This window comes from Candidatus Sulfotelmatobacter sp. (assembly GCA_035498555.1).
GTDB lineage: Bacteria > Eisenbacteria > RBG-16-71-46 > RBG-16-71-46 > RBG-16-71-46 > DATKAB01.
Genome location: DATKAB010000106.1, coordinates 1 through 25,787 on the forward strand (window position 1 = coordinate 1; position 25,787 = coordinate 25,787).

The following is a 25,787-nucleotide window of genomic DNA, read 5'->3' on the forward strand; positions in this document are numbered from 1 at the left end:
GGATTCTGGGGGCGCGAGCTGCGCGTGGTGACCTCGGAGGGCGTGGTGAGCGGCGTCGCGCGCGACCTCGACGACAACGGCGCGCTGGTGCTCGAGCGGCACGGTCGGCTCGTCACCGTGCTGGCCGGTGACGTCGAGATCACGCCGGCGCGCGCGGAGGCCCGCCCGTGACTCCGCGCCCTCGGCTGCGCCCCGACGATCCGCGGGTCACCGGCGAGATGCCGTTCCTCCAGCATCTCGAGGAGCTGCGCTGGGTGTTGATGCACTCGCTGATCGCCTGCGTGATCGGCGCGATCGGCGGGTGGCTGCTGGCGCCACGCGTGCTCGAGGACATCATCGCGCGCACCGTCAAGCGCGCGGTGGTGCTGTCGCCGCTCGAGGCGTTCAACGAGCGGTTCAAGCTGGCGTTGATCCTCGGCCTGTTCATCGCGTTGCCCATCGTCTTCTACCGGATCTGGAACTTCGTCCTGCCGGGCCTGCTCAAGCGCGAACGCAGCTGGGTGCTGCCGATGGCCATGGCGTCGATGCTGCTGTTCGCGCTCGGTGCGTGGGCAGCATACGGCTACGTGGTGCCACTGGTGATCCAGGTGCTGGGCGGCTTCATGACCCCCAACATGGTCGCCGAGATCCGGCTGGGTTCGTTGCTGGGCTTCGTGTACAACATGGCGCTCGCCTGCGGTCTGGTGTGCCAGCTGCCGCTCGTGACCATGACGCTCACCGCGATCGGACTGGTGACGCCCGGCTTCCTGCTCAAGCAGTGGCGTGTCGCCATCGTGCTCGTGTTCTTCCTCACCGCGATCATCACGCCCGGCGACGTGGTGACCGCGCAGATCGTGATGGGAGTTCCGATGACGGCGCTCTACTTCCTGAGCGTCGGGCTGTCCTACTTCGTGGCGCGTCGCCGCCGGACCGACGCCGCGGCCCCCCGGGAGCAACATGTCCCTCAGTCGTAGAACCGAGTCCGCCGGTCGCCGCGCGCGGCGCCGGATTCCACCGCGTGGACTGCTGGCGGTGGATGTCGGCAACAGCGAGACCGTGGTCGGCGTGTTCCGCGGCAAGGAGCCGGTGCACTTCTGGCGGCTCACCAGCGGCCGCGCCACCGCCGACGAAGTGAGCCTGCAGCTCGAGGCGCTGCTGCGTCGCGACGGCGGGATCGAGGGCCGCGGGATGGGTGCGGTGCTCTGCTCGGTGGCGCCTTCGCTCACCCTGCAGTGGCTGCGCGCGCTCGAGACCCTGACTGGCAAGCCGCCGGTCGAGGTGACCGCTGCGACCGCGCGCGGCCTGCCGATCCGCTACCACGATCCGGGCTCGGTCGGCGCCGATCGGATCGCCAACGCCGTCGCCGCTCGAGCGATTTACGGCACGCCGGCGATCGTGGTCGATCTGGGCACCGCGACCACCTTCGACTGCGTCTCGAAGCAGGGCGCCTACGTCGGCGGCGTGATCGTGGCCGGCGTGCTGACCGCTGCCGAGGAGTTGTTCCGCCGCGCCGCGCGCATCCCACGTGTCGAGCTGCGGCGTCCGGCGCGCGCGCTCGGCCGCACCACCGAGGAGGCGCTGCAGGCCGGCATGATCTGGGGCACGGCCGGCCAGGTGGACGCGCTGGTCCGTCGCCTCGCGCTCGAGATGAAGGGCACCCCGCACGTGATTGCCACCGGGGGACTTGCCCGCCTGATCGCTCCCGAGTGCGAAACCATCAACCGGGTGGACGAGGCCCTCACTTTGAAGGGCATGCGCCTGATCTGGGAGGAGCAGTCGTGAACGCCCGCCGGGGAATCGGAGCGGCGCGGCTCGTGGCGCCCTCGCTGGCGCTGGCGGTGCTCGCGCTCCCCGTAGGCGGGGCCGCGCTCGCGCGCGTGACGATGGCGCCGAAGACCGGCACCTCGAAGAGCGTCGCTGCGAAGCCGGCGCCGGACTCGCTCTGGTTCAAGGAGATCGTGAAGACTCTGGCCGTTCCCCGCTGGGAGGGCCGCGGCATCGGCACTGCCGGCATTGATTCCGCGGCCGACTACATCGCCGGGCGCATGATGAGCCTGGGGCTCGCGCCGGCATTCGCCGGCGAGGGTGGCTACTTCCAGCCGTTCGAAGTCACGACCGGCGTCACGGTCGGCGATCCGTGCGCCGTGAGCGTTGGCCCGGTGAGCGTCTCGGCCGGCGGGGAGATGCAGCCGCTCGGCTTCTCGACCAACGGCACACTGCGCGCCGGCGTCGTGTTTGCCGGCTACGGCATCAGCGCCCCAGGCTACGAGTACGACGACTACGCAGGGATCGACGTCCACGACCGGCTGGTGCTGGTGCTCACCCAGGAGCCGGGCGAGATGGATTCGACCAGCCGATTCGACGGCAACGTCAACACGCCCTACGCCGAGCTGCGCACCAAGGCCATCAACGCGCGCGAGCACGGGGCGCTCGGCCTGCTGGTGGTGAACGGGCCGCGCTACCACGCCGGCGAGCCGTTGCGCCCGCCGCGCACCGAGGGCGCCGGCTACATGTCGAGCGGATTGCTCGCCGCCACGATCTCGGAGCGCGTCGCCGGCGAGATCCTGAAGCCGGCGGGCCTGACGCTCGCGGCCGCGCAGGAGGCGATCGAGTCGCGCGCCCAGCCGCACAGCCTGGCGCTGCCCGAATCCGTGACCATCACCGTCACGCTCAAGCGCACCCGCGCCTCGACCCGCAACGTCGCCGGCATGGTGCATGGCCGGGACACCACCCGCACGCTGGTGGTCGGCGCGCACTACGACCATCTCGGCATGGGGGGCGAAGGCTCGCTGGCGCCGGACTCGCACGTCGCCCACGTCGGCGCCGACGACAACGCCTCGGGCGTCTCGGCGGTGCTGGGCGTGGCACGTTCGGTGGAGGCGCGCATGAAGTCGGGCTGGCGGCCCGAGCACAATCTGCTGTTCTGTGCCTTCACCGGCGAGGAGAGCGGGCTGCTCGGCTCCTCGCATCTGGTGGACGATCCGCCGGTGCCGCTGGAGACCGTCGAGACCATGCTCAACATGGACATGGTCGGGCGGCTCCGCGACGACAAGCTGATGGTGATGGGGGTCGGGACCTCCGCCGCGTTCCCGGCGCTGGTCGTCAACGTGAACGACGCCCGCGCGGCCGGCCAGACTTTCGTGATCAAGACCTCGTCCGACGGCTACGGGCCGAGCGACCATTCGTCGTTCTACAAGCGGCAGGTGCCGGTGCTGATGCTGTTCACCGGCGCGCACCCCGACTACCACAAGCCCAGCGACACCTGGGACAAGATCTACGCCGATGGGATCGCGAGGATCTCGGACTTCGCAACCGCCCTGGTCGAATCGCTCGACGCGCGGCCGCGTTCGCCCTACCGCAAGGCCGAGGCCGACAGCTCGGTCGGACGCATCGCCGGCGGCGGTGGCTACGGCGCCTACCTCGGCACCATTCCGGACTACATGCAGACCGAAGGCGGCGTGCTGCTGTCGGGAGTCCGCGCCGGTGGCCCGGCCGCCACCGCCGGAATCCAGGGAGGAGACGTGATCGTGAAGTTCGACGGCATCCGCATCGACAACATCTACGACTACACCTACGCGCTGCGCTCGCGAAAGCCGGGGCAGCAGGTGCGCATCACGTTCAAGCGCAAGGACGCCGAGCAGGATGTGCTGGTGACGTTGGGGAGGAGGCCATGACGCGCGCGGCGCGGGGCGCCCTCGTGGCGCTCACGCTCGCGATGCTGCCCGCGGCAGGCGCTTCGGCCGCGACCTTCCGGCCGGTGCCGCCCACCGCCGCGGCGGCGGATACGCTGATCCGGCCCGGCGAGCGGCACTTCGCGCATCTTTGGCAGCTCACGTTTGGCGGCGAGAACGCGGAAGGCTACTGGTCGTCCGACGACCATCACCTGATCTTCCAGTCGACTCGCGACGGTTGGGGCTGCGATCAGGAATTCGTGATGGACATGAGCACCGGACAGCTCACGCGCGTGAGCACCGGCAAGGGCCGCTGCACCTGCGGCTACTTCTACGATCACGATCAGCGCGTGCTGTTTGCTTCGACCCACGCCGGCGGCGACTCCTGTCCGCCGCTGCCCGACTATTCGCAGGGCTACGTGTGGCCCCTCTATCCCAGCTACGACATCTGGACCACCAGGCCCGACGGCTCGGATCTCCAGCGGCTCACCGACCACGATGGCTACGACGCCGAGGCCACGCTGTCGGTGGACGGCCGGTGGATCGTGTTCACCTCGGTGCGCGACGGCGACGTGGATCTCTACAAGATGCACCCCGACGGCACCGACCTCACGCGCCTGACCTCGGAGCCCGGTTACGACGGCGGCGCCTATTTCTCCCGCGACGGCAAGTGGATCTGCTGGCGTCGCGACGATCGCGGCGACTCGACCTGGGAGGCGCAGTTCCGGGCACGGCTCGCGCAGAATCTGGTCAAGCCGACCCAGATGAATTTGTGGGTGATGCGCGCCGACGGCAGCGACAAGCGCCAGGTGACGCACCTGCCGGGCGCATCGTTCGCGCCCTACTTCACTCCCGACGGCAAGCGGCTGATCTTCTCTTCCAACTACGACAACCCGCGCGGGCGCAACTTCAACCTCGACCTGGTGGATGTGGTGGGAAGCCGGCTCGAGCCGGTGACGCGCGACGAAACCTTCAACAGCTTCCCGATGTTCAATCGCGACGGCCGGTGGCTGGTGTTCGCGTCGAATCGCGGCGGGAAGGTGCGCGGCGAGACCAATCTGTTCCTCGCCGAGTGGCGGCCCTGATGGGCAAGCAGATGCAGTTCGACGACCAGGCGCGCGAAGCGCTGCGCCGCGGCGTGGATCAGCTGGCGGGTGCGGTGCGCGTCACGCTCGGACCGCGCGGTCGCAACGTCGTGATCGATCGCGGCGCCGGCGCGCCCACCATCACCAACGACGGCCTCGCCATCTCGCGCGAGATCGAGCTGGCCGATCGCTTCGAGAACATGGGCGCCCAGCTGGCGCGCGAGGTGGCGATCAAGACCGGCGAGGTGGCGGGCGACGGCACCACCACCGCCACCGTGCTCGCGCAGGAACTGGTGAGCCGTGGCCTGCGCGCCACCGCCGCCGGCCACAATCCGGTGGCGCTCAAGCGCGGAATCGACCGCGCGGTCGCGGCAGTGGTCGAGGCGCTGCACGCCATGGCGCGGCCGATCGAGGGCCGCGAGGACGTGGAGCGCGTGGCGCGCGTGAGCGCCGGCGACGATGCGGCGCTCGGCGCGCTGGTGGCGCAGGCCATGGATCGCGTCGGCCGCCGCGGGGTGGTGACGGTGGAGGATGGGCGCGGCATGGACACCACGCTCGAAGTCGTGGAGGGCGTTCGCTTCGACCGGGGCTACCTCTCGCCCTACTTCGTCACCGATCCCGAGAACATGGAGGCGACGCTCGAAACGCCGCTCGTCGTGCTCACCGAGTTCAAGCTCTCCGCGGTGCGCGACCTGCTCGGGGTTCTCGATCTCGCCGCCCAGGCCGGGCGGCCGCTCCTGCTGGTGGCGGACGACGTCGAAGGCGAGGCGCTGGCCATGCTGGTGGTGAACCGGCTGCGCGGCACGCTGGCCTCGATCGCGGTCAAGGCGCCCGAGAGTGGCGATCGGCGTCGCGAAGCGCTCGAGGATCTCGGGCTGCTCACCGGTGCGACACTGTTCGCTCCCGATCTCGGGCGAACGCTCGAGGCCTTCACGGCCGCCGACTTCGGCCGGGCGGTCAAGGTCATCGTGGACCGGGAGCACACGACGCTGGTCCAAGGCGGGGGCCGCGCCTCGGGCGTCCAGCAGCAGCTCGTCCGGCTCGAGAAGGAGATGGAACGCGCCACGACCGATTTCGACCGGGATCGGCTGCGCCGGCGCATCGCGCGGCTGTCCGGCGGAGTGGCGGTGATCCGGGTCGGCGCCGCCACCGAGGTCGAGCTGCGCGAGCGGCGCTCGCGCCTCGAGGACGCGCTGGCCGCGACCCGCGCCGCGGTGGAGGAGGGCGTGGTGCCGGGCGGCGGAGTTGCGCTGCTCCGCTGCCAGCCCGTGGTGCGCCGCCTCGAGCTGGCGGGCGACGAGGCGGTCGGCCGCGACATCGTGGCGCACGCCCTGGAAGCGCCGGCGAGGCAGATCGCGGCCAACGCCGGCGCCGAGCCCGAAGTGGTGGTGGCCAGGCTGCGCGAGGCCGGGAACGGCATCGGGTTCAACGCGCTGACCGGCCGCTACGAGGACCTCGAGGCGGCGGGCATCCTCGATCCGGCGATGGTGACGCGCTGCGCGCTGCAAAACGCCGCCAGCATCGGCGCGCTGGTGCTGACCACCGACGCGATCGTGGTCGAGGAAGAGAACGACGAGCCGCCGGCGCCCGAAGGCGCCTGAGCGGGACTCAGGGGAGTCCGAGCGGCCGCTCGATCGGGAACGGAAACACGGCGGTGATCGGGCCGCCGTCCTCGAGCGCCGGGGTTGCCCCTGGCGCGCCCGCCGCCGAGGTCAGGGGAGCGAGTCCGATCCAGCCGTCCTCCACCGCCAGGGCGCTGGTCACGACGCCAGCCCGGTCGCCCGCCAGCCGGAGTGGCGCCGGAGTCGAGGGCGTCGAGCCCGAGCCCGAGACGCGCGCCAGCCGGCGGCGCACGCTGTCGTAGGTGACGAGGCGCATCAGGGCCTCCTGGCCGGTGAAGCAGCCCTTGTTCAGGTGCACTTCGCGGGCGAGCCCGACCTCGAAGGGCGTGAACTCCTCGCGGATCTCGTGGCCGTGCCGCGGCCGGCCGGCTTCGATGCGCGCGCGCTCGTCGGTCGCCGCGGCGGGAAAGCCGAACTCATGGCGCCGGTCGCTCAGGTCCTCGATGCGGACCTCTTCACGGAACACATGGGCGTCCACGAACGCCGCCAGCTCGGCGCCCGGGGCGTCGTCGCGCAGCAGCCAGATCGATTGGTCGGCGAGACGGCTGACGAGCGCGCGATGGAGCAAGCGACCGCGAAAGTCGCAGAACAGCGTGAAGCGTTGCTCGCCGGCACCGAGATCGGAGAGGAACTGAGTCGAGATGCGGTGCAGGACCGCCAGAGCGTCCCGTCCCGAGAGTCGGAGCGCCGTGGAGGTTGGCCCGGCGACCGCCGCTCGAGTCTGTGCGTGGGAGGGGTTCACCTCGCAAGGCTATCCAGCGCGCTCCTCGGATCGCAAGCGCGCCGGCTTGTGCTAGCTTTCACGATTCGGTCGGCGCAGAAGGGTTCGAGCCGGGGTGGGAGGGATTCGTTCTTCATGCGGGCAAGTCGGCGGTCCGCGGTCGCTCGCGCAGGGCTTTCCTTTCTGGCACTCGTTCCGCTGATTCTGGCCGTTCCGGCGCGGGCCTCCGTCGAACCCCGGGCGGCGCTGATGGATTCGACGCGCATCGAGGCCCTGATTCGCTCGGTGAGCGCCGCCCGACGCGGGCGACTCGAGCATGCGATGTGGCGAAATCGGCCGGTCAAGTTCGGGAGCCTGCGGCCGTGCGTCTACACCGGCCGTCGCTCGCCCTCCATCGCGCTGCTCAACCCGTCGTGGACCGCGCGCTTCGCCCAGGCCCTGGCGCTCGGCAACGGCGCCGGCTTCGGCTCGAGCCCCGCGCGGGGATTCTGCGAGCGCGATTCGGCGCGCCGCGAGGATCTGACCGTGACGTTCATCGCGGGACACGCCGAGATCGTCGCCTGGCTGTACCTCGACGCGGGCTACGCGCAATTCCAGTGGGGCGAGCAAAGGAGCCCGCTCTTGCCGCTCGCGGGCCGGGCCGAGGCGTTGCGGAGCCTGGCGGTCGAGGCGCTGCCCGCGGACACCGCGCTCCGCTCGATCGCCGTCTGCAGCGTCGGTGCGGCCGACAGTCTTTCGGCGCCTTCGTTCGCGCCCGGCGTGGCGATCGAATCGCCGCCCGGCGTCCTTCAGCAGATCCCACCCGACTACCCCAATTCCGCCGCGGACGAGGGAGTGGATGGAACGGTGGAAATCCTGGCCCGGGTCGGCAAGGATGGCGCCGTGTTGTCCACGGCGATTCTCACCTCGGTCCCGATGCTCGACGCTGCGGCGGTGCGTTCGGTCGAGCAGTGGTCGTTCGAGCCGGCCCGCTGGAACGGCCGGGCGGTTTCCGTCTGGGTGGTCCTGCCGGTTACCTTCAACCCCCACTGACCATGCTGCGCGAACCTTCCATCACTTCGGAGTCGCTCGCCGACCTGCTCGCCAGGCTGGTGGACATTCCGAGCGTCACGGGCGACGAGGCCGCGATCGCCGATTTCGTCGAATCCCGGCTGCGCGCGGCAGGGCAGGGCGAGGTGCGCCGTTCGCGGCACTCGCTGGTCTGGCGCGGCCCCGCGCGCGGGCGAGCGTTGCTGACGCTGGCGGGGCACCTCGACACCGTGCCGCCCAACGGCAACGAGCGCGCGAGAATCGAGGGCGACCGGCTCTACGGACTGGGCAGCACCGACATGAAATCGGGAGACGCGGTGATGCTGGCGCTGCTCGAGACGCTCGATCCCGCGCGATCGCGTTTCGATCTGGCCATGGTGTTCTACGAGGCCGAAGAGGGGCCGGCCGACCGGAACGCGCTCGGTCGGCTGCTCGAGGAGATGCCGTGGCTTCGTCAATCGGCACTCGCGATCCTGCTGGAACCCACCAGTCTGCAGGCGGAGATGGGATGCAACGGCTCGATGAACGCCGAAGTGCGGGTCACGGGGGTCAGCGCCCATAGCGCGCGGCCGTGGACCGGAGTCAACGCGATCGAGCGCGCGGCGCCGTGGCTGGCCGAGGTGACGCGCTTCCCGGTGCATCCGGTGCAGCTGCAGGGGGTCGAGTACCGCGAGACGCTGCAGGTGACGACCATGCGTGCCGGGCGCGCGCGCAACGTCGTGCCCGACGAGCTGGTGGCGAATCTCAACTACCGTTTTCCGCCGGGACGCTCCCTGGCCGAGGCCGAGCGCCGCGTGCGCTCGGTGGTGCCGAGCGAGTTCGAACTGCGCATCGTGGATGCCGCGCCGGCCGGAGCGATCTGCGCGGACCACCCGCTGGCCAAAGAGTTCGTAAGTCGCTTCGGCGCACGAATCGCCGGCAAGCAGGGCTGGACCGACGTGGCGCGCTTCACCGAGGCCGGCGTTCCGGCGTTCAATTTCGGTCCCGGCATTCCCGAACTCGCGCACCAGCGCGAGGAATACTGCCCGATCGAGAATCTGGGCATCGCCTATCGGTGGCTTCGCGAATTCCTGTCCGAGCCGCCACGATGAAGCCCGCGACCCGCCCGGCGCCGCCGCTCCACCCGCTGCTCGAGGGAGATCGCGAGTACCCGTTCGTCCTGCTGGACCGCAGGCGCGAGCAGCTCGCGCCGAAGGGCGTGCGGATCATCAGCTTCGCGCAGGGCGATCCGCGCGAGGTCACGCCCGAGTTCATTCGCGAGCGGCTGCGTGACGCCATCCCCGCGATGTCGAGCTACCCCACCACCGCCGGGCAGCTCGAGCTGCGAGTGGCGTGCGCGCGCTGGCTCGAACGCCGCTTCGGCGTGAAGGCCGATCCCGAGCGGAACGTGCTGCCGGTGAATGGCACGAAGGAGGCGGTGTTCCTGTTGCACTTCGCGGTGCTCTCGCCGGAGTCGCGCCGACGCGTGGTGGTGATCCCGAGCCCGAGCTACCCGGTCTACGAGGCCGGCGCGCGTTACGCCGGCGGCGAACCTCACCTGGTGCCGCTGCGCTCTCGGGACGGCTGGCACTTCGATCCCGCGCGGGTGCCGGATTCGATCTGGGAGCGCACCGCGCTGCTGTGGCTCAATTCGCCGCACAATCCGACCGGGGCGACGCTCGCCCTCGACGAGCTTCGCCGCGTCGGCGACTGGGCTCGCCGCCACGGCTTCTGGGTGGGCGCCGACGAAGCCTACGCCGAGGTGTATTTCGACAGCGCCCCTCACAGCATGCTCGAGACCGGGCTCGACAACGTGATCGCCTTCCACACCCTGAGCAAGCGCTCGGCGATGACCGGCTACCGCTCGGGTTTCATGGCCGGCGACCCGCGGCTGATCGAGGCGCTGCGCCGGTTCCGCCCCAACGCCGGCGTCGCGACCCCCGACTTCGTGCAGGCCGCGGCGATCGCCGCCTGGAACGACGACGCGCATCCCGCCGAGCAGCGCGAGCGTTACGCGATCAAACGCCGGCTGTTCCTCGACTACTTCGCGAAGCGCGGCTGGAAGATCGAAGCCAGCGAGGCCAGCTTCTACCTGTGGCTCGCCGCTCCCGGCGGCGACGACGTCGCGTTCGTCGATACCCTGCTGCGCGTGGGGCTGGTGGCGCTGCCGGGATCCTATCTGGGCGAAGCCGGCCGCGGCTTCATCCGCTTCGCGCTGGTGCCGACACCGGAAGAGTGCCGCGAGGCGATCGCCCGTCTCGAGGGCGTGGCGTGACCGCCTCCGAGTACCCGCTCGAATCCTGGCGGGCGCGGATCGGCGAAGGCTGGGAGGGCAAGCGCCCGCTCGACGATCGGGGCTTGCGCGGCGCGGTCGAAGGCGCGATCGCGGCGCTCGACGACGGTCACCTCCGGGTGGCGGAGCCCGCTCCGGGCGGCGCGAGCGGGACGCGCCACGAGTGGATCACGCACGGCTGGCTCCAGCAAGCGATTGGACTCTACTTCCGCATGCGCGTTTCGCGCACCTTCGAGCTCGAGCCCTTCGAGTTCCACGACAAGATCCCGCTCAAGCGCAATCTCGAGGCCGCCGGCGTGCGCGTGGTGCCGCCGGGCGTGGCGCGTTACGGCAGTTTCCTCGAGCGCGGCGTGATCCTGATGCCGGGCTTCGTCAACATTGGCGCGCGGGTGGGCGAGGGCACCATGGTGGACACCTGGGCGACGGTCGGCTCCTGCGCGCAAATTGGAAAGCGCGTGCACCTGTCGGGCGGCGTCGGCGTCGGCGGCGTGCTCGAGCCGCCCCAGTCGCAGCCGGTGATCGTCGAGGACGACTGCTTCCTGGGCTCGCGGGCGATCGTGGTCGAGGGCGTGCACGTCGAGGCCGGCGCGGTGCTGGGCGCGGGGGTGGTGCTCACCGCTTCGACGCCGATCGTGGACGTGCGCGACGAGCGCGCGGCGGAATCGCGGGGTCGTGTTCCCTCGCGCGCCGTCGTGATCCCGGGATTTCGCCCGCGGAAGTTCCCGGGCGGCAGCTTCGGCACGCCCTGCGCGCTCGTCATCGGCGAACGCCGCGAGAGCACCGACACCAAGACCTCGCTCAATCAGGCGCTGCGAGAATACGGAGTGGCGGTCTAGCGTGACGTTCCGGGAAGCGGGCCACGCCGCCATCGACCGGCTCGGGCGTTGCTTGACCCTCTCAATCGGGCCCTCCTAGACTCCGCCTCGTTCCGGACGGCCGGCCCGCTGGGCGCGGCCGTCTTTCACCGTGGGAGGGTGGGTGGCGATCATTCGGCTGGAGGGGCTCTCGGTCTTCGGCCACCACGGCGCCCGACCCTACGAGAAGGAGGCGGGTCAGAGGCTGGAGGTCGATCTCGAGCTCGAGCCGGCCGACGATTCGGCCGAGCACAGCGATCGGCTCTCCGAGGCGGTGGACTACGACGGGCTGTACCGCACGGTGCGAGAAGTGGTCGAGGGCGAGAGCTTCCATCTGCTCGAGCGCCTCGCGGCGGCCACCGGCGACACGATTCTCGAACGCTTTCGCGTTCGGCGTGTGAGAGTCCGGATCGCGAAGCAGAATCTGGGCTGGACCACCGGCGGCCGCGCGGTGATCGAAGTGACGCGGGAGAAGAAGTGAAGGCTTTCGTGGGACTGGGTTCGAACCTGGGCGAGCGGGAGGCGATGATCCGGCTGGCGCTCGACGATCTGGCGCGCCTGCCCGACACCCAGCTCCTGCGCGCGTCGTCGCTCTACGACACCGAGCCGGTCGGCGAGACCGAGCAGCCCAACTTCCTCAATGCGGTCGCGCAGGTGGACACCGAGCTGACCGCCCGCCAGCTGCTGTGGAACCTGCTGCTGGTCGAGAAACGACTCGGCCGCGTGCGCACCCAGCGCTGGGGACCGCGCACCATCGACCTCGACCTGCTGCTGTACGGCTCGCTGATCATCGAGGAGCCCGATCTGGTGGTTCCCCATCCCGAGCTGACCCGGCGCTCGTTCGTGCTGGTTCCGCTGGTCGAGCTGGATCCGATGCTGATCCATCCGGTGACCGGGCACACCCTGGTGCACCACCTCTCCCTCTTGCGCACGCGCCCGCCGGTGAAGCGCGGCTCCCGCCTCTGGAATTAGGCTCTCCTGAGAGCCTGCGCGTGATTCAGCTGGCCGCCTGAGATGCCGGGCAACCGTTATATCGTGGTGGAGGGCGTCATCGGTGTCGGCAAGACCAGCCTGTCGCGGCTGCTCAGCGAGCGGCTGTCGGCCAAGCTGGTACTGGAGGAGGTCGAGGAGAATCCGTTTCTCAAGGACTTCTATCGAGACCGCGCGCGTTATGGATTCCAGACCCAGATGCACTTCCTGTTCAGCCGCTACCAGCAGCAGCGGAATCTCCGGCAGCTGGAGTTGTTCAACGAGCGCCTGGTGGCCGACTATCTGTTCCAGAAGGACCGGATCTTCGCCGGCCTCAACCTCCAGGAGCGCGAGCTCGCGCTCTACGAGCGGCTGGTGTCGTGGCTCGAGCTCGACGTGATGAAGCCCGACGTGGTGGTGTACCTGCAGGCCAGTCCCGAAACTCTGATGGAACGCATCGCGCGGCGCGGCCGCGTGTTCGAGAAGGAGATGGACCGCGAGTACATCAAGAGCCTCAACGAGGCTTACAATCATTTCTTCTTTCACTACGTCGACGCGCCGCTGCTGGTGGTGAACACCAACCGAATTGACTTCGTGAACAATCCCGACGACTTTCAGGATCTCGAGAAGCGAATCCTGTCGCACCGTCAGGGCACGGTCTACTACGCGCCCATCGAGCGAGGGAGTGTCCCATGAGCTCCGAATCGGGCGTCGGCGCGCGCCGCGCGCCGCGCGCAAAAATCACGACCCACACGATCCGCGACCTCAAGCGCCGCCAGGACCCGATCGTGGCGCTGACCGCCTACGATTTTCCGACCGCCCGTCTCGCCGACGAGGCCGGCGTCGAAATCCTGCTGGTGGGCGACAGTCTCGGCACCGTGGTGCTCGGCTACGAAAGCACGCTGCCGGTGACGATGGAAGACATGCTGCACCACACGCGCGCGGTGGCGCGCGCGAAGCCTTCGGCGATGGTGGTGGCCGACATGCCCTTCATGTCGTATCAGGTGAGCGCCGAGCAGGCGGTGATGAACGCCGGACGGCTGGTCCAGGAGGGCGGCGCCGACGCGGTGAAACTCGAGGGCGGCGAGCGAGTCGCCGACGCGGTCCGGCGCATCGTCGAGATCGGCATTCCGGTCATGGGCCATCTCGGGCTCACGCCGCAATCGGTGCTGGCGTTCGGCGGCTACAAGGTGCAGGCGCGCGGCGAGGCCGATCAGGAACGATTGACCCGCGAGGCGAGCCTGCTGGAGTCGTGCGGCTGCTTCTCGCTGGTGCTCGAGGGAATTCCCGCGCGGCTCGGCGCCGAGGTGAGCCGCTCGCTCCAGATCCCGACCATCGGCATCGGCGCCGGCGTGTCGTGTGATGGCCAGGTCCTGGTCACCCACGACCTGCTCGGCCTCTACCTGGGCCACACGCCGAAGTTCGTGCGTCGCTACGCCCAGGTCGCCGACGACATGCGCCGCGCCTTCGAACAGTTCACCGCCGACGTCAAGGCGAGGCGGTTTCCGAGCGAGAAGGAGTCGTATTGAGCGGCCGCGCGGCGGGCCGCCGTGGCGCGCGCGACGGCCGACGCGCGATGCGGCGAGTGCGGCGCGTCGCCGACGTCCGCCGCGCCATCGCCCGCTGGCGGAAACAGGGCCGCTCGATCGCTTTCGTTCCGACCATGGGCGCGATTCACGCCGGCCACCTCAGTCTGGTGTCGCTCGCACGCCGCTCCGCCGATCGCGTGGTGGCGAGCATTTTCGTCAATCCGCTCCAGTTCGGGCCCCACGAGGATTTCAGGCGCTACCCGAGGCCGATTCGGAGGGATCGAATCGCGTTTGCGAAGGAGGGCGTGGATCTCCTGTGGGAGCCGGCGCTCGAGGACGTCTATCCTCCCGGCGACGCGACGCGAGTTCGCGTCGAACGACTCACCGAGCCGATGGAAGGAACCTCCAGACCTGGCCATTTCGAGGGCGTCACCACCGTGGTGCTGCGGCTGCTCAATGTGGTCCAGCCCGACGTGCTGTGGCTGGGACGGAAGGACGCGCAGCAGGCGCGGGTGATCGAACAGATGTGCCGCGACCTCCACGTACCGGTCGACGTGCGGCGCGCGCCCACGGTGCGGGAGGCCGACGGGCTGGCCTTGTCGTCGAGAAATCGCTACCTCGACGCGCGGCTCCGGGTCCAGGCGGTGACGCTGTCGCGCGGGCTCGACGCGGCGCGCGCCCTGCTCGATCGCGGCGAGCGCTCGGCGGCGCGGCTCAAGCGCGCGGTACGTGCGGCGTGGCGTGACGCACGCGACGTGCACGAGGACTACGTGGCGGTGGTCGACGCCGCGACGCTTCAACCGGTGAGCCGGGTCAAGGGCCGGGTGCTGGTGGCGGTGGCGGCCCGGGTGGGTCCGGCGCGACTGATCGACAATTTCGAATGGAGTGCGCGATGAGCGAGTTCCGGCATCCGGAAGCCGCGGCGCTGGTGCTGGCGGCGGGGCAGGGCACGCGCATGAAGAGCGATCTCGCCAAGGTGCTCCATCCCATGGCCGGCCGGCCGCTGCTCGGCTACGTGCTCGAGGCGCTCGAGCGGCTGGGCGTGGCCCGTACGCTGGTGGTGATCGGGCACCAGCGCGAACGCGTGCGCGCGACGTTCGCGGACGCAAGGGTCGATTGGGTGGTGCAGGCCGATCAGCGCGGCACCGGGCACGCCGTGCTGATGGCCGAGCCCGCCCTGCGCGAGTTCCGCGGCACGCTGCTGGTGGTGTGCGGCGACACGCCGCTGCTGCGCGCCGAAACGCTCGACGCCCTGCTGGTTGCGCACGAGCGGAGCGGCGCGGCGGTCACCGTGCTCTCGATGCGGCTGCCCGATCCGACCGGCTACGGCCGGATCGTGCGGGCCGGTGGCGACCGGATCGCGGCGATCGTGGAGCACCGCGACGCGACTCCCGAGCAGCGCGCGATCGACGAGGTCAATTCCGGCGTCTACGCGTTTGACTATCCGGCGCTGGCGCACGTGCTCGCGCACCTCACCGCACACAACGCGCAGGGCGAGTACTACCTCACCGACACCGTGTCGCTGCTGCGCGACGCCGGCCAGGCGACCGCCGTTCAATGCGCGGACGACTATCGCGAGCTGCTCGGCATCAACACCGCGGCCCAGCTCGCCGAAGCCGAGACCCTGTATCGCGAGATGTCGTCGCGCGAACGGAGGCGCGCATGAACCGGTTGTGGTCGCCGTGGCGCATGGAGTACATCCATCGCGCGGGCCGGGAGCGCGGCTGCCTGTTCTGCCGGGTCGCGCGTCGCGCGCGGGATCGCGAGGACCTGGTGCTGGCGCGCTCGCCCCACGGGCTGCTGATGCTCAATCGCTTCCCCTACAACCCCGGGCACTTGATGGTGGCCGCGCGCCGGCACGTCGGCGACTTCGGCTCGCTCACGGAGCCCGAACGACTCGATCTGGTCTCGCTCACCGCCCTGGCCGAGTCGGCGCTGCTCGCCGAATACCGGCCGCACGGGTTCAATATCGGCGCCAATCTCGGGCGCGTGGCCGGCGCCGGCTTCCCCGGGCATCTCCATTTGCACGTGGTGCCGCGCTGGAACGGCGACGTCAATTTCATGCCCACGATCGGTGAGACGCGCGTGCTTCCGGAGTCGCTGTCCCGCACCTGGTCGCGGCTGCGGCGCGCGATCGCCGGCCGGCGCCCCGCCCGCCGCCGGCGCGCGGCCGGGAAGTAGCGGCGGATGGCGAAGAGCCGGCCCGACTTCGGCCGCTGGGCGACGATCTTCTTCGGCCTGGTGGTGCTGGCCCTGATCGGCTCGTGGGCGTGGGCCCGGTTTCGCCCCGACCCGCTCGAGCGGCCGCACGGGGCGGCCCGCCGTGTGATCCGGGTGCAGGTGCTGAACGGCTCGGGCGAGCCCGGGATCGCCTTGCGCGCGGCGTCCTATTTGCGAGATGGTGGATTCCAGGTGGTGGAGGTCCGGAACGCGGATCGTTCCGACTACTTCGAAACGCTGGTGGTGGCGCGCCGCGCGGACCTCACCCCGGCCCGGCTGGTGGCGCATTACCTGGGGACCCCGCCCGTGATCCGGCAGGCGTGGGACCTGGATCTGGCCGACGTCACGCTGGTACTGGGCAGCGATCGCAGCCAGGTTCATCTCGAACCCTAGGCGCGGAGGAGGAGCAGGATGTTTGGTCTGGGCGGGGCAGAGATGGGGATTCTCTTCATCATCATTCTCTTGATCTTCGGACCGAGCCAGATCCCCAAGATGGCCCGCAGCATCGGCGAGGCGATGCGGGAGTTCCGCAAGGCTCAGCGCGAGATCACCGACGAGATCCAGCGCGACGAACCGCCGGCTTCGGCCGGCACCCCGGCGCCCAAGCCGCCGGAGAACAAGCCGGTCCAGTGAAACGACGAGGGGAGCGCGCTCGCGCTCCCCTCGTGCCTTCGTCGCTCGAACGGGCGTCGCTCAGTGAGTCGGCTCTCCGCGCAGGTCTTCGACCTTCGCGTGCGAGCGAAGCTCGGCCAGGTAGCCCCCCATGAACGAACGCTGCCGCTGGCTCAGGATCTCGTTGGAGAGCTGGCTGCGCAGCGTGTCGAACGCCGCCGAATCCGCGGCCACCCGGCCGTCCACGCGGGCGAAGTACCAGCCGTTCAGCGCACGATAGGGGCCGATCACCTTGCCCGGGTTCGCGGCGAACAGGGCGCCCGACAACTCTTCGGTGGCGCTCACGCGCGGATCGGGCTGGGCACGGGTGGCCCCCTGGATCCTGAACGTCGTGAGACCGAAGGCGCGTGCGGCCTGCTCGAGCGAAGCGCCACCCTGCAGCGCGTGCGCCACGGAATCCGCGCGCGGCTTGCTGGCGTCGACGCGCGCCGACAGCTCGGCGAGGTTGCGCAGCGGCTCGGTGATCTCCTGGCGAGGCGGCGCGCCGCCGGCGCGCTGAGCGGCGACCTCCACGACCACGAACTCGTCGGGTCCCTCGAACACCGGGCTCACCGCGCCGACCTTGGCCGAGAGTCCCCACTCACCCGCCTGGGGCGTCGCGAACAGCGACTGAGGCGGGGAGTTGTAGTCGTAGGCCTCGCTCCGACGAGTCGAGAGCCCTTTCTCGGTGGCGGCCTTGCCGAGCCCGATGCGCACCGCTCGCGAGCGGATCTTCGACACCTCCTCGTACTGATCGTGAAGCGTGGTCTCGCTGGGACGGATCTTGGTGACGATCTGAGCGAGACGCAGCCCCATCACGCTCCCGCCGGGTCCGGCCACCCGCTCGAGCACCTTGAAGGTGGTGAAGCGGCTGCCGTCCTGGGTCGGATCGGTGATGCCGCCGACCGGCAGCGCCATCAGCTTGGGCGCCATCTCGGGTCCCATCTGCTGGGGTGAGATCACCTGGGGCAGCTCGCCGCCCTTGTCGGCCCCCGGGCCCTCGGAATAGTCCTTCGCGAGCTGGGCGAAGTCCTCGCCCGAACGGGCGCGGCGCACGATGCTCGCGGACATCTCGCGCGCCGAGCGGATCTCTTCGTCGCCGAACTTCTTCGGCACGCTCAGCACCTCGAGCTGGGTGCGCGGGCCGGAGACGAAGCGATCCTTGTACTGATCGTAGGCGCGCTGCAGATCGGCGTCGGTGGGAGCGGGAATGCGCGCATTGACCGAGGCCGGCACCTGCAGGACGGTCGCGTTCACGGCTTCGTGGCGGTCTCGATAGGCCTCGCGAAGCTCGGGCTCGGTGAGCTTGAGCGAGGCGATCAGGCGCTCCTGGAGCTTTCGGACCGGCAGCTGGCGGCGAATCATGTCCTCGATCTCGCTCCAGTTGTTGTTGGGATTGGCCAGCGCCGCCTGATACTTGCTGGGATCGAACTTCCCGTCGGTCTGGAACGCCGGCAGATTGACCAGCGACGCCGGCGGATTGGTCTTCATGGTCAGCACCACCTCGGCATCGGTGGCGGTGAGTCCGGCACGCTTGGCCTGCTCGCCCAGCAGGTGCTGCATCACCAGGCTGCGCCAGGCCTGGAGCTCGATCATGACCTCGTCCTGCTCGCCCGGCTGCTGGGTTCCGTACTGCTTCTCGTACTGCGCCTTCTGGTCGGCGACCGCGCTCTGATAGTCGGTGCGGGTGATCGCGCTGCCATTGACGGTGCCGATCGCGCCGGTGACGCGGGCGCGCTGCGTCGAATCGAGGCCGGCGCCGAGCAAGAACACGAAGCCGCCGATGAACGTCACCACGGTCACGATGATGAGGACCCACCAGATCAGCTTGGTGCGCTTGTTCCCCATCCGAAGGAAGCGAAGCATTTCGATATCTCCGAAAAATCGAGTGCCGAAGAGGGTAGGTGAGGTCAGACGAGCCGGGGATGGTAGCACAGGACGGCTTCGAGGGGCCGGCCCGTGCGGATCGAGCCGGTGCTCGACGATCGCTCATTGAAGCGGGAGGGACCCTGTGCTAACTCTCTGATTCGCACGCGTCTCACCCGCACGAACAGGAGTCGACTGGATGCGCAGCGAAGCGCCGGGCCGGACCGCGGAGAGCGAGTTCGCGACTCGCATGGAGGACTGGCCGGCCGAGGCCCTCGACGCCCTCGAGCAGGCCGTGGTCGCGCTCGATCGCGAGCGCAAGGTGGTCTACTGCAACCGGCGCATCGAGGAGATGCTCGGCGTCGAGAACGGCGCCCTGATCGGCATGGCCGGCGGCCGCCTGTTTCCGGGCGCCGAAGCCCGCTGGCTGAAGGGGGCCTCGCGCGAATCCCGCGACTTCCGCCTCGAGGCGGAGGGCCGCCAGCTGACGCTCAAGGCCGAGGCGCTGCCGATTCGCGACGCCGACGGCGATCCGATCGGCTCGGTGGTGGTGGCCGAGGCCACCTCGGAAACCGAGGACGGCGAGTTCCAGAAGAAAATCGACCGTCTGGTCTCGCTCGGCGAGCTGTCGGCGTACGTCGCCCATGAGATCCGCAACCCGCTGACCGGGATCCGCACCACGGTCCAGTTCGTGGGATCCAAGCTCAAGCCGACCGACTCGCGGCGCGAAGATCTCGACGACGTGATCAAGGAGCTCGACCGCATCGAGCAGATCATCACCGGCCTGCTGATGTTCGCGCGGCCGCCGGCGGCGCGGCCGCAGCCCTGCGACGTGCGCCAGGTGCTCGACAAGACCCTCGCGATGCTCGAGATCCAGCTCGAGGATTCCCAGGTCCGACTGAGCCGCGAGGACGCCGAGGACCTGCCGCTGCTCGATGCCGATCCCGATCTCCTCCAGCAGGTCTTCCTGAACCTGAGCCTGAACGCAATCCAGGCGATGCCCGAGGGGGGCGAGCTCCACGTCGCCACCGGGATCCGCCGCTACCGGACCCGGCGCTCGATGGTGGACGTCTCCTTTCGCGACAGCGGCGTCGGGATCCCCAAGGAGCTGATGGAGCGGATCTTCGATCCGTTCTTCACCACCCGCTCGATGGGCACCGGGCTCGGGCTCCCGATCTCGGTCCAGATCCTGCGCGAGGCCGGCGGCGTGATCACCGCCAAGAACAATTCGGGCGGCGGCGCCACGCTGCGCGTCTCGATCCCGGTGCCGGCCGAGCTGCCGGAGCGCGCGGAGGAATGAGCCCTTCATGAAGCTCACCGTGCTGGTGGTGGACGACGAGCTGCTGATCCGAAAGTCGCTTGCCAAGGTGCTGCGGGCCCGCGGATACGCGGTCGAGCTGGCGAGCACCGGCGCCGAGGGCCTCGAGAAGGCCGGCAAGCTGCGACCGCAGGTCATGATCCTCGACATGCGCCTGCCCGATACCGACGGGCTGACGGTGCTGCGTCAGGTGCGTTCCCTCGATCCGCTGCTCCAGGTGATCGTGATCACCGCCTATGGCGACGTGCAATCCGCGGTCGAGGCGATGAAGCTGGGCGCCTGTGATTTCGTTCGCAAGCCCTACGAGATGGAGGACATCGCGCTTGCGGTCCAGTCGGCCGGCCAGAATTTCCGGCAGGCGACCGAGCTCGATCTCTATCGCCGCCAGGCGTGGCGCCACTATTCGGGCGAGGAGATCATCGGGCGCTCGGCGCCGATGCTCGCGGTGCGCGACCTGATCGACAAAGTGGTGCGCAGCAAGGCCACGTCGGTGTTGATCACCGGCGAAAGCGGCACCGGGAAGGAGCTGGTGGCGCGGGCCATCCACTATCGCGGCGATCGCGCCCAGGCGCCACTGATGGAGGTCAACTGCTCCTCGTTCCATGAAGGCCTGCTCGAAAACGAGTTGTTCGGGCACGAGAAGGGCGCCTTCACCGACGCCTCCGACACCAAGAAGGGCCTGGTCGAGCTGTGCGACGGCGGCACCCTGTTCCTCGACGAGGTCGCCGACATGTCGCTCCCCACCCAGGCCAAGTTGCTGCGCTTCATCGACCACCGCAATTTCAAGCGGGTGGGCGGCGCGCAGGACATCTCGGTGGACATCCGGATCGTGGCCGCCACCAACAAGGATCTCGAAAGCGAGGTGCGGGGCGGGCGCTTCCGCAGCGATCTCTATTTCCGCCTCAAGGTGGTCAGCATCCACATTCCGCCGCTTCGGGAGCGCGGGGGGGACATCCTGCTGCTCGCGCGGCATTTCGTGCGCGAGTTTGCGCGCAAGTTCCAGAAGCAATTCCACGATCTCACCGAGGACGCGGCCCACCGGCTGTCGGCTTACTCCTGGCCGGGGAACGTGCGCGAGCTGCGCAATCTGATCGAGCGCATCGTGCTGCTCGAGGAGGGCTCGATGCTCGAGGAGCATCACCTTCCGGCCGAGTGGTCGGAGCGGCGCATCGCGCGACTCGAGCGCATCTCGATCCCCGAGACTCTCGAGCTGCCGACCCTCGCTCAGATCGAGGCCGACCACATCAGCGAGGTGCTGAAGCTCACCTCGGGAAACAAGAGTCGCGCGGCGCGGATTCTCGGAATCTCGCGCCAGGGCCTCATCGAGAAACTGCGCCGGCTGCGCCTCGAGGAAGGCGCGGTCGAGCGTCAAGTTCATTGACACCTCAAGGAACTGGACAGCTCTGTTTTTCTCGTTTGGCCGCAATGAGTTGCCCGCCGTCTCCGCCGCAACGCACCACGAATTTGACAGTTAGCGGAGTTCTCCACAGCCTCCCGCCGCTTGCGGCGCGCGCGCGCCGAAAAAATTCTGCGCGAAAAACCCGCCAACGACGCGCCCGATCTCGATCGCTGTTCTCCGGCACGAGGCCCGTGGCACGCAAGCTGCCTCTGTCTATCTCGCGGCGTGCGTGGACCCATCGGGAGGGCTGCGTGCGCCCGGTGGTCGCTGACGCCTGGCCGCCATCTGGAAACGCAAGCCATCGAACTCAGGTCTTCAACCGCAAAGATCACTGAGGAGGTGATTCGAGCATGGCTGCCAAGAAGAAGGGTGGGAAGAAGAAGGCCACCAAGAAGAAGGCTGCGAAGAAGAAGAAGTAATCACTAATTGGACCTGGCACGTCCTCGGGGGTTGGCTGGCCTCGTTGTCGGCCAATCCCCGGTTTCTTGTGGACCATCCCGGCTCGCGCTCTCGCCCGGCGCCCTGTGAGCGCCCCATCGGTTCGGTGTGAGCTGGAGGCACTGCGCTAGGGCTGGCTGTCTTCCTCCAGTTCCTGCGGCGGCTCGCTCATGGATGAGTGGGCCGACCGCGCCCTGAGCCCTCGACGCGCGTGATAGAGTGCCGGAGTCCCCCGAGCTTCCATTCCCGCCGACCTTCGAGCCTCCTTGAATCCGCCCGCTCAGCCCGTCATCCGCATTCGCGGCGCCCGCCAGCACAACCTCCGCAATCTCGACCTCGACCTGCCGCGCGGGGAGCTGACCGTGATCACCGGCGTTTCGGGGTCGGGCAAGTCCTCGCTGGCGTTCGACACGCTCTACGCCGAAGGCCAACGGCGCTACGTCGAATCAGTCTCCAGCTACGCGCGCCAGTTCCTCGAGCGCCTGCCGCGGCCCGAGGTGGACTCGATCCACGGCCTCACCCCCGCGGTCGCCATCCAGCAGGTCGCGCCGGCGCGCAGCGCGCGTTCGACGGTCGGGACCGCGACGGAGGTGCACGACTACCTCCGTCTGCTCTTCGCCCGACTCGGCGTGGTGAGCTGCGGCCGGTGCGGCGCGACGGTTCAGGCCGACAGTCCGCAATCCATCGTTCGCGAGTCGCCCGCCTGGCCGAACGGCGCCGCGATCCTCCTGCTCGCCCCGGTCACGCTGTCGCCGCGCCTGCCCTGGGCCGAGCAGGCGATTCAGCTCCAGCGGGCCGGCTTCACTCGCATCCTGCTCGGCGATCGGGTCCAGCCGCTCGATCCGCTGCCCGAGCTCGCGAAGGGACAGCGCGTGGTCAGCGTGGTGGCCGACCGCTTCACCTGGTCGCCGGGCGAGACTCAGCGCCTCTCGGAGTCGAGCGAGTCGGCCTTTCGGCGTGGCGAGGGCCGGCTCGAGCTCAAGATCGGTGACGCCCCGATCGCGAAGCGGAGCGAGCGCTGGGAGTGTTCGAACTGCGGCGAGCCGGCGATGCGACCCGAGCCGGCGCTGTTCTCGTTCAACAGTCCGCTCGGCGTCTGCCCCGAATGCCGGGGGTTCGGCGACGTGCTGCTCTTCACGCCCGAACGGATCGTGCCCGATCCGACCAGGACCCTGCGCGAGGGCGCGATCGATCCGTGGGCGCGCTCGTGGCGGCGGGTGGCGTGGCCCCGACTCGAGAAGCTCTCGCGCGAGCGCGGCGTGCCGCTCGATCAGCCGTGGAGGAAGCTCTCGGCGGCTCACCGCAAGCTCTTGCTCGAAGGCGGCGAAGGATTCCGGGGCGTCCTGCCGTTCCTCGAGCGCCTGAAGCAGAAGTCGTACAAGGCCGGCAATCGATTCGTGGTCAAGCGCTACCAGTCGCCGCGGCGCTGCCCGTCGTGCGGGGGGGCACGCCTGAACCCGGCGGCACTCCGGGTCCGGATCGCGGGCCGCACCATCGCCGAGGTCACCGCGCTCACCATCGCCGAGGCGGCGCGTTTCCTCGCCGGCCTCGAGTTCACCGCGACCGAGCGCGAAATCGCCGGGCCGGTGCTGGCCGAGCTCGAGTCCCGGCTCTCCTTCCTGCTGCGCGTGGACCTCGATTACCTGACGCTCGACCGGCTGACGCGCACGCTTTCGGGCGGCGAGGCGCAGCGCATCGAGCTGGCCAACGCGCTGGGCGCCAATCTCGCCGACACGCTCTACGTGCTCGACGAGCCGACCGTGGGGCTCCATCCGCGGGACACGCATCGCCTGGTCGAAATCCTCCAGGAGCTGGCGCGACGCGGGAACACGCTGGTGGTGGTGGAGCACGAGCCGATGGTGATGAAGGGGGCCGCGCGGCTGGTGGATCTCGGCCCGGGGGCGGGCGAGCAGGGCGGGCGCCTGCTCTACAACGGCCCGGGCGGCGAGGCGCTGCGCGACGTCGCCACCGACACCGCGCGCTTCCTGCGCGGCGAACGGCGCGTCGAGCGAAAGCGGCGAGAGGGCAAGGCGCGCGGCTTCCTCGAGGTGCATGGCGCCAGCGAGCACAACCTGCAGTCGCTCGACGCGCGCTTTCCGCTCGGACGCCTGACGGCGGTGACCGGCGTGTCGGGCTCGGGCAAGAGCACGCTGGTGGAGGACGTGCTCTATCGCGCGGCTCGTCTGGCGCTCGAAGGCGTCGAGGACGAGCGCGTCGGCGCGCATCGCGAGATTCTCGGCCTCGACCAGCTCGATCGGGTGGCGCTGGTGGACCAGTCGCCGATCGGCCGGACGCCGCGTTCCTGCCCGATCACCTACCTGGGAGGCTATGCGGCGCTCCGCGAGATCTACGCGCGCCAGCCGCTGGCGATCGCACGCGGGTTGAGCGACGGCGCGTTCTCGTTCAACACCACCGGCGGCCGCTGCGAGACCTGCGAGGGCGCGGGCTGGGTGACGGTGGAGATGTATTTCCTCGCCGATCTCCAGGTGCCGTGCGAGACCTGCGGTGGCTCGCGCTTCAAGCCCGAGGTGCTGGAGGTCAGGTACCGGGGCGTGAGCGTTCGTGATGCGCTCGACCTCACCGCCGATCAGGCCTTCGAGCACTTCGCGCGCGAGCCGCGCTTCACCCGCTCGCTGCACATGCTGCGGCGCGTCGGGCTCGGCTATCTCAAGCTGGGCCAGCCCGCCAATCAGCTCTCGGGCGGCGAGGCGCAGCGCCTGAAGATCGCCCGCGAGCTGTCGGAGCGGAGCGCCGGGCGCGTGCTTTATCTGCTCGACGAGCCAACCGTCGGACTCCACTTCTCCGATGTCCAGCGCCTGCTCGAAGTGCTCGACGAACTGACCGAGCGGGGCGACACCGTGATCGTGGTCGAGCACAACCTCGACGTGATTCGCAATTGCGACTGGGTGGTGGATCTGGGTCCCGAAGGCGGGCTGCGCGGCGGTCGGCTGATCGCCGAGGGTCCCCCGGAGCGGATCGCCGCGACGGAAGAATCGTGGACCGGCCGATTTCTGCGCGGCGCGGTCGAGACGCCGGCCTCGATGGCGCGCGCGGCGGCGGGCGAGTAGCGCTTCGCGACATCTCGCGATCGGCCATTTCTCCGGTCCGATCTGTTAGCGGGGTCCGCGGTCTGAATCGATTGTTCTCTTGACAGCCAATTCAAGCGCTGCGCGAGTGGCGCTCGAAGGGCTTTCGGCGCGGCGCGTGTGCGCGCGAGAGATGCGCGTGCGCAGGGTTTCCCGACTGTTTCGCGAAATATTTCGCGCGCGCTCCCGATCCGCGCTCTGCGCCGATCTGCGTGCGCCGAAGACTGGCGTGATAGAAAGAGTGGGTTGCCCCCGATTCACCCGCCCCCGCGGGAAACGTGTCATGAATCGCTATCGCTTCTCGCAGCTCTCGGCCGACGCGCTGCTTCACGCCCTCGACGAGCAGGCCGCCGACGAGCGCGGCTCCACCGCCGTGCTGGTCGCGCTGATCGCCGAAGTCGAGCGGCGCCGGCTCTACGCCCGGCAGGACTTCTCGTCGATGTTCGACTACTGCGTTCGCCGGCTCCGGCTTTCCGAGGACTCGGCCTACAAGCGCATCCAGGCGGCCCGCGCCGCCCGGCGCTTCCCCGGCATCTTCGAGGCGATCGCCGACGGGCGGCTGAGCCTGACCGTGCTGGTGAAGCTTCGCCCGCACCTCACGCGTGAGAACTGGCGCGAGCTGCTGAGGGAAGCCGTGCACAAGACCAAGACCGAGGTCGAGCACCTGCTGGCGGCGCGCTTCCCCAAGCCCGACATGCCGACCGTGATTCAGCCGGTGGCGCCGGCGGCGGTCGCCTTGCCGCTCACCGGCGGGGCGCCGGCGACGACCGAACTGGTTCCGGAACCAGTTGCATCGATTGCGACCGCAATTGACGCGGCTCCGGTGATGGGGACGAATGGGATGCCGGCTCAGCCGACGGTCTCGACGCCGCCCGCGCGGGTGGCACCGCTCTCGGCTCAGACCTACAAAGTGCAGTTCACGATGCGCCGGGCGACGCACGACAAGCTGCGCCGGCTCCAGGAGCTGCTCGGGCACCGGGTGCCTGCCGGCGACCTCGACGCCGTGCTCGAGCACGCGTTCGACGCGGCCATTTCGCAGATTGAGAAGCGAAAGCTCGGGGCCACCGACAGGCCGCGC

The 25,787-nt window shown here is 69.5% G+C and carries 24 protein-coding genes; 22 read left to right on the top strand and 2 right to left on the bottom strand.

Annotated features, from left to right (window positions below; genetic code table 11):
* The first annotated feature begins 167 nt into the window (after nt 1-167).
* From tatC to groL, 5 genes are read left to right on the top strand one after another with little or no spacing between them, the layout of a single operon-like run.
* The gene (gene tatC / locus VMJ70_09470; protein HTO91348.1) at nt 168-953 is read left to right on the top strand and encodes a twin-arginine translocase subunit TatC; all 786 of its coding nucleotides are present in this window, start codon (nt 168-170) and stop codon (nt 951-953) included.
* Nucleotides 937-1,761, top strand: a complete 825-nt coding sequence (locus tag VMJ70_09475) for a type III pantothenate kinase (GenBank protein HTO91349.1) — start codon at nt 937-939, stop codon at nt 1,759-1,761. The genes tatC and VMJ70_09475 overlap by 17 nt, the downstream gene beginning before the upstream one ends.
* A complete protein-coding gene (locus VMJ70_09480; protein ID HTO91350.1) occupies nt 1,758-3,653 on the top strand; it encodes a M28 family peptidase in 1,896 nt (631 codons plus the stop codon). The genes VMJ70_09475 and VMJ70_09480 overlap by 4 nt, the downstream gene beginning before the upstream one ends.
* Nucleotides 3,650-4,735: a hypothetical protein gene (locus tag VMJ70_09485; protein HTO91351.1), complete on the top strand. Its 1,086-nt coding sequence runs from the start codon at nt 3,650-3,652 to the stop codon at nt 4,733-4,735. The genes VMJ70_09480 and VMJ70_09485 overlap by 4 nt, the downstream gene beginning before the upstream one ends.
* Complete coding sequence (groL, locus tag VMJ70_09490; protein ID HTO91352.1) at nt 4,735-6,336, top strand: chaperonin GroEL; 1,602 nt, start codon at nt 4,735-4,737, stop codon at nt 6,334-6,336. Before VMJ70_09485 ends, groL begins: the two co-directional genes overlap by 1 nt.
* A gap of 7 nt (nt 6,337-6,343) precedes the next feature.
* On the opposite strand, the gene VMJ70_09495 is transcribed toward groL, so the two are convergent.
* Complete coding sequence (locus VMJ70_09495) at nt 6,344-7,099, bottom strand: hypothetical protein (protein ID HTO91353.1); 756 nt, start codon at nt 7,097-7,099, stop codon at nt 6,344-6,346.
* Nucleotides 7,100-7,327: 228 nt separating this feature from the next.
* Between VMJ70_09495 and VMJ70_09500 the strand changes: the two genes are divergently transcribed.
* The 13 genes from VMJ70_09500 to tatA all read left to right on the top strand — a co-directional run bounded on the left by VMJ70_09500 (nt 7,328) and on the right by tatA (nt 16,584).
* On the top strand, nt 7,328-8,110 hold the full coding sequence (locus tag VMJ70_09500; GenBank protein ID HTO91354.1) for an energy transducer TonB: 783 nt from the start codon (nt 7,328-7,330) through the stop codon (nt 8,108-8,110).
* Between the two features lie 2 nt (nt 8,111-8,112).
* Nucleotides 8,113-9,198 carry a succinyl-diaminopimelate desuccinylase gene (dapE, locus tag VMJ70_09505; GenBank protein ID HTO91355.1) on the top strand — a complete coding sequence of 362 codons (1,086 nt, stop codon included), beginning with the start codon at nt 8,113-8,115 and terminating at the stop codon, nt 9,196-9,198.
* Nucleotides 9,195-10,361, top strand: a complete 1,167-nt coding sequence (locus tag VMJ70_09510; GenBank protein ID HTO91356.1) for an aminotransferase class I/II-fold pyridoxal phosphate-dependent enzyme — start codon at nt 9,195-9,197, stop codon at nt 10,359-10,361. Before dapE ends, VMJ70_09510 begins: the two co-directional genes overlap by 4 nt.
* On the top strand, nt 10,358-11,215 hold the full coding sequence (locus VMJ70_09515; protein HTO91357.1) for a 2,3,4,5-tetrahydropyridine-2,6-dicarboxylate N-succinyltransferase: 858 nt from the start codon (nt 10,358-10,360) through the stop codon (nt 11,213-11,215). The genes VMJ70_09510 and VMJ70_09515 overlap by 4 nt, the downstream gene beginning before the upstream one ends.
* A gap of 142 nt (nt 11,216-11,357) precedes the next feature.
* Nucleotides 11,358-11,714, top strand: a complete 357-nt coding sequence (gene folB / locus VMJ70_09520) for a dihydroneopterin aldolase (protein ID HTO91358.1) — start codon at nt 11,358-11,360, stop codon at nt 11,712-11,714.
* Nucleotides 11,711-12,205, top strand: coding sequence for a 2-amino-4-hydroxy-6-hydroxymethyldihydropteridine diphosphokinase (folK, locus tag VMJ70_09525; GenBank protein ID HTO91359.1), 495 nt, complete (start codon nt 11,711-11,713; stop codon nt 12,203-12,205). The genes folB and folK overlap by 4 nt, the downstream gene beginning before the upstream one ends.
* Before the next feature lie 42 nt (nt 12,206-12,247).
* On the top strand, nt 12,248-12,898 hold the full coding sequence (locus tag VMJ70_09530; GenBank protein ID HTO91360.1) for a deoxynucleoside kinase: 651 nt from the start codon (nt 12,248-12,250) through the stop codon (nt 12,896-12,898).
* Entirely contained in the window at nt 12,895-13,731 is an 837-nt protein-coding gene (gene panB, locus VMJ70_09535; GenBank protein ID HTO91361.1) for a 3-methyl-2-oxobutanoate hydroxymethyltransferase, read from the top strand. The genes VMJ70_09530 and panB overlap by 4 nt, the downstream gene beginning before the upstream one ends.
* The gene (gene panC / locus VMJ70_09540; protein HTO91362.1) at nt 13,728-14,627 is read left to right on the top strand and encodes a pantoate--beta-alanine ligase; all 900 of its coding nucleotides are present in this window, start codon (nt 13,728-13,730) and stop codon (nt 14,625-14,627) included. The genes panB and panC overlap by 4 nt, the downstream gene beginning before the upstream one ends.
* Nucleotides 14,624-15,397 carry an NTP transferase domain-containing protein gene (locus tag VMJ70_09545; GenBank protein HTO91363.1) on the top strand — a complete coding sequence of 258 codons (774 nt, stop codon included), beginning with the start codon at nt 14,624-14,626 and terminating at the stop codon, nt 15,395-15,397. Before panC ends, VMJ70_09545 begins: the two co-directional genes overlap by 4 nt.
* Entirely contained in the window at nt 15,394-15,912 is a 519-nt protein-coding gene (locus tag VMJ70_09550; GenBank protein ID HTO91364.1) for an HIT domain-containing protein, read from the top strand. The genes VMJ70_09545 and VMJ70_09550 overlap by 4 nt, the downstream gene beginning before the upstream one ends.
* Nucleotides 15,913-15,918: 6 nt before the next feature.
* Nucleotides 15,919-16,344 (top strand): LytR C-terminal domain-containing protein, encoded by a 426-nt coding sequence (locus VMJ70_09555; GenBank protein ID HTO91365.1) that lies wholly within the window; start codon nt 15,919-15,921, stop codon nt 16,342-16,344.
* Between the two features lie 18 nt (nt 16,345-16,362).
* Complete coding sequence (gene tatA / locus VMJ70_09560; protein ID HTO91366.1) at nt 16,363-16,584, top strand: twin-arginine translocase TatA/TatE family subunit; 222 nt, start codon at nt 16,363-16,365, stop codon at nt 16,582-16,584.
* 60 nt (nt 16,585-16,644) lie between these two features.
* On the opposite strand, the gene VMJ70_09565 is transcribed toward tatA, so the two are convergent.
* A complete protein-coding gene (locus VMJ70_09565) occupies nt 16,645-18,468 on the bottom strand; it encodes a SurA N-terminal domain-containing protein (protein ID HTO91367.1) in 1,824 nt (607 codons plus the stop codon).
* 199 nt (nt 18,469-18,667) lie between these two features.
* Between VMJ70_09565 and VMJ70_09570 the strand changes: the two genes are divergently transcribed.
* The 4 genes from VMJ70_09570 to VMJ70_09585 all read left to right on the top strand — a co-directional run.
* Entirely contained in the window at nt 18,668-19,768 is a 1,101-nt protein-coding gene (locus VMJ70_09570; protein HTO91368.1) for an ATP-binding protein, read from the top strand.
* 7 nt (nt 19,769-19,775) lie between these two features.
* Nucleotides 19,776-21,167, top strand: coding sequence for a sigma-54 dependent transcriptional regulator (locus tag VMJ70_09575; GenBank protein ID HTO91369.1), 1,392 nt, complete (start codon nt 19,776-19,778; stop codon nt 21,165-21,167).
* A gap of 722 nt (nt 21,168-21,889) precedes the next feature.
* Nucleotides 21,890-24,691, top strand: a complete 2,802-nt coding sequence (gene uvrA, locus VMJ70_09580; GenBank protein ID HTO91370.1) for an excinuclease ABC subunit UvrA — start codon at nt 21,890-21,892, stop codon at nt 24,689-24,691.
* Nucleotides 24,692-24,992: 301 nt separating this feature from the next.
* Nucleotides 24,993-25,787 (top strand): hypothetical protein (locus VMJ70_09585; GenBank protein ID HTO91371.1); only part of this gene is annotated, 795 nt, incomplete at its 3' end.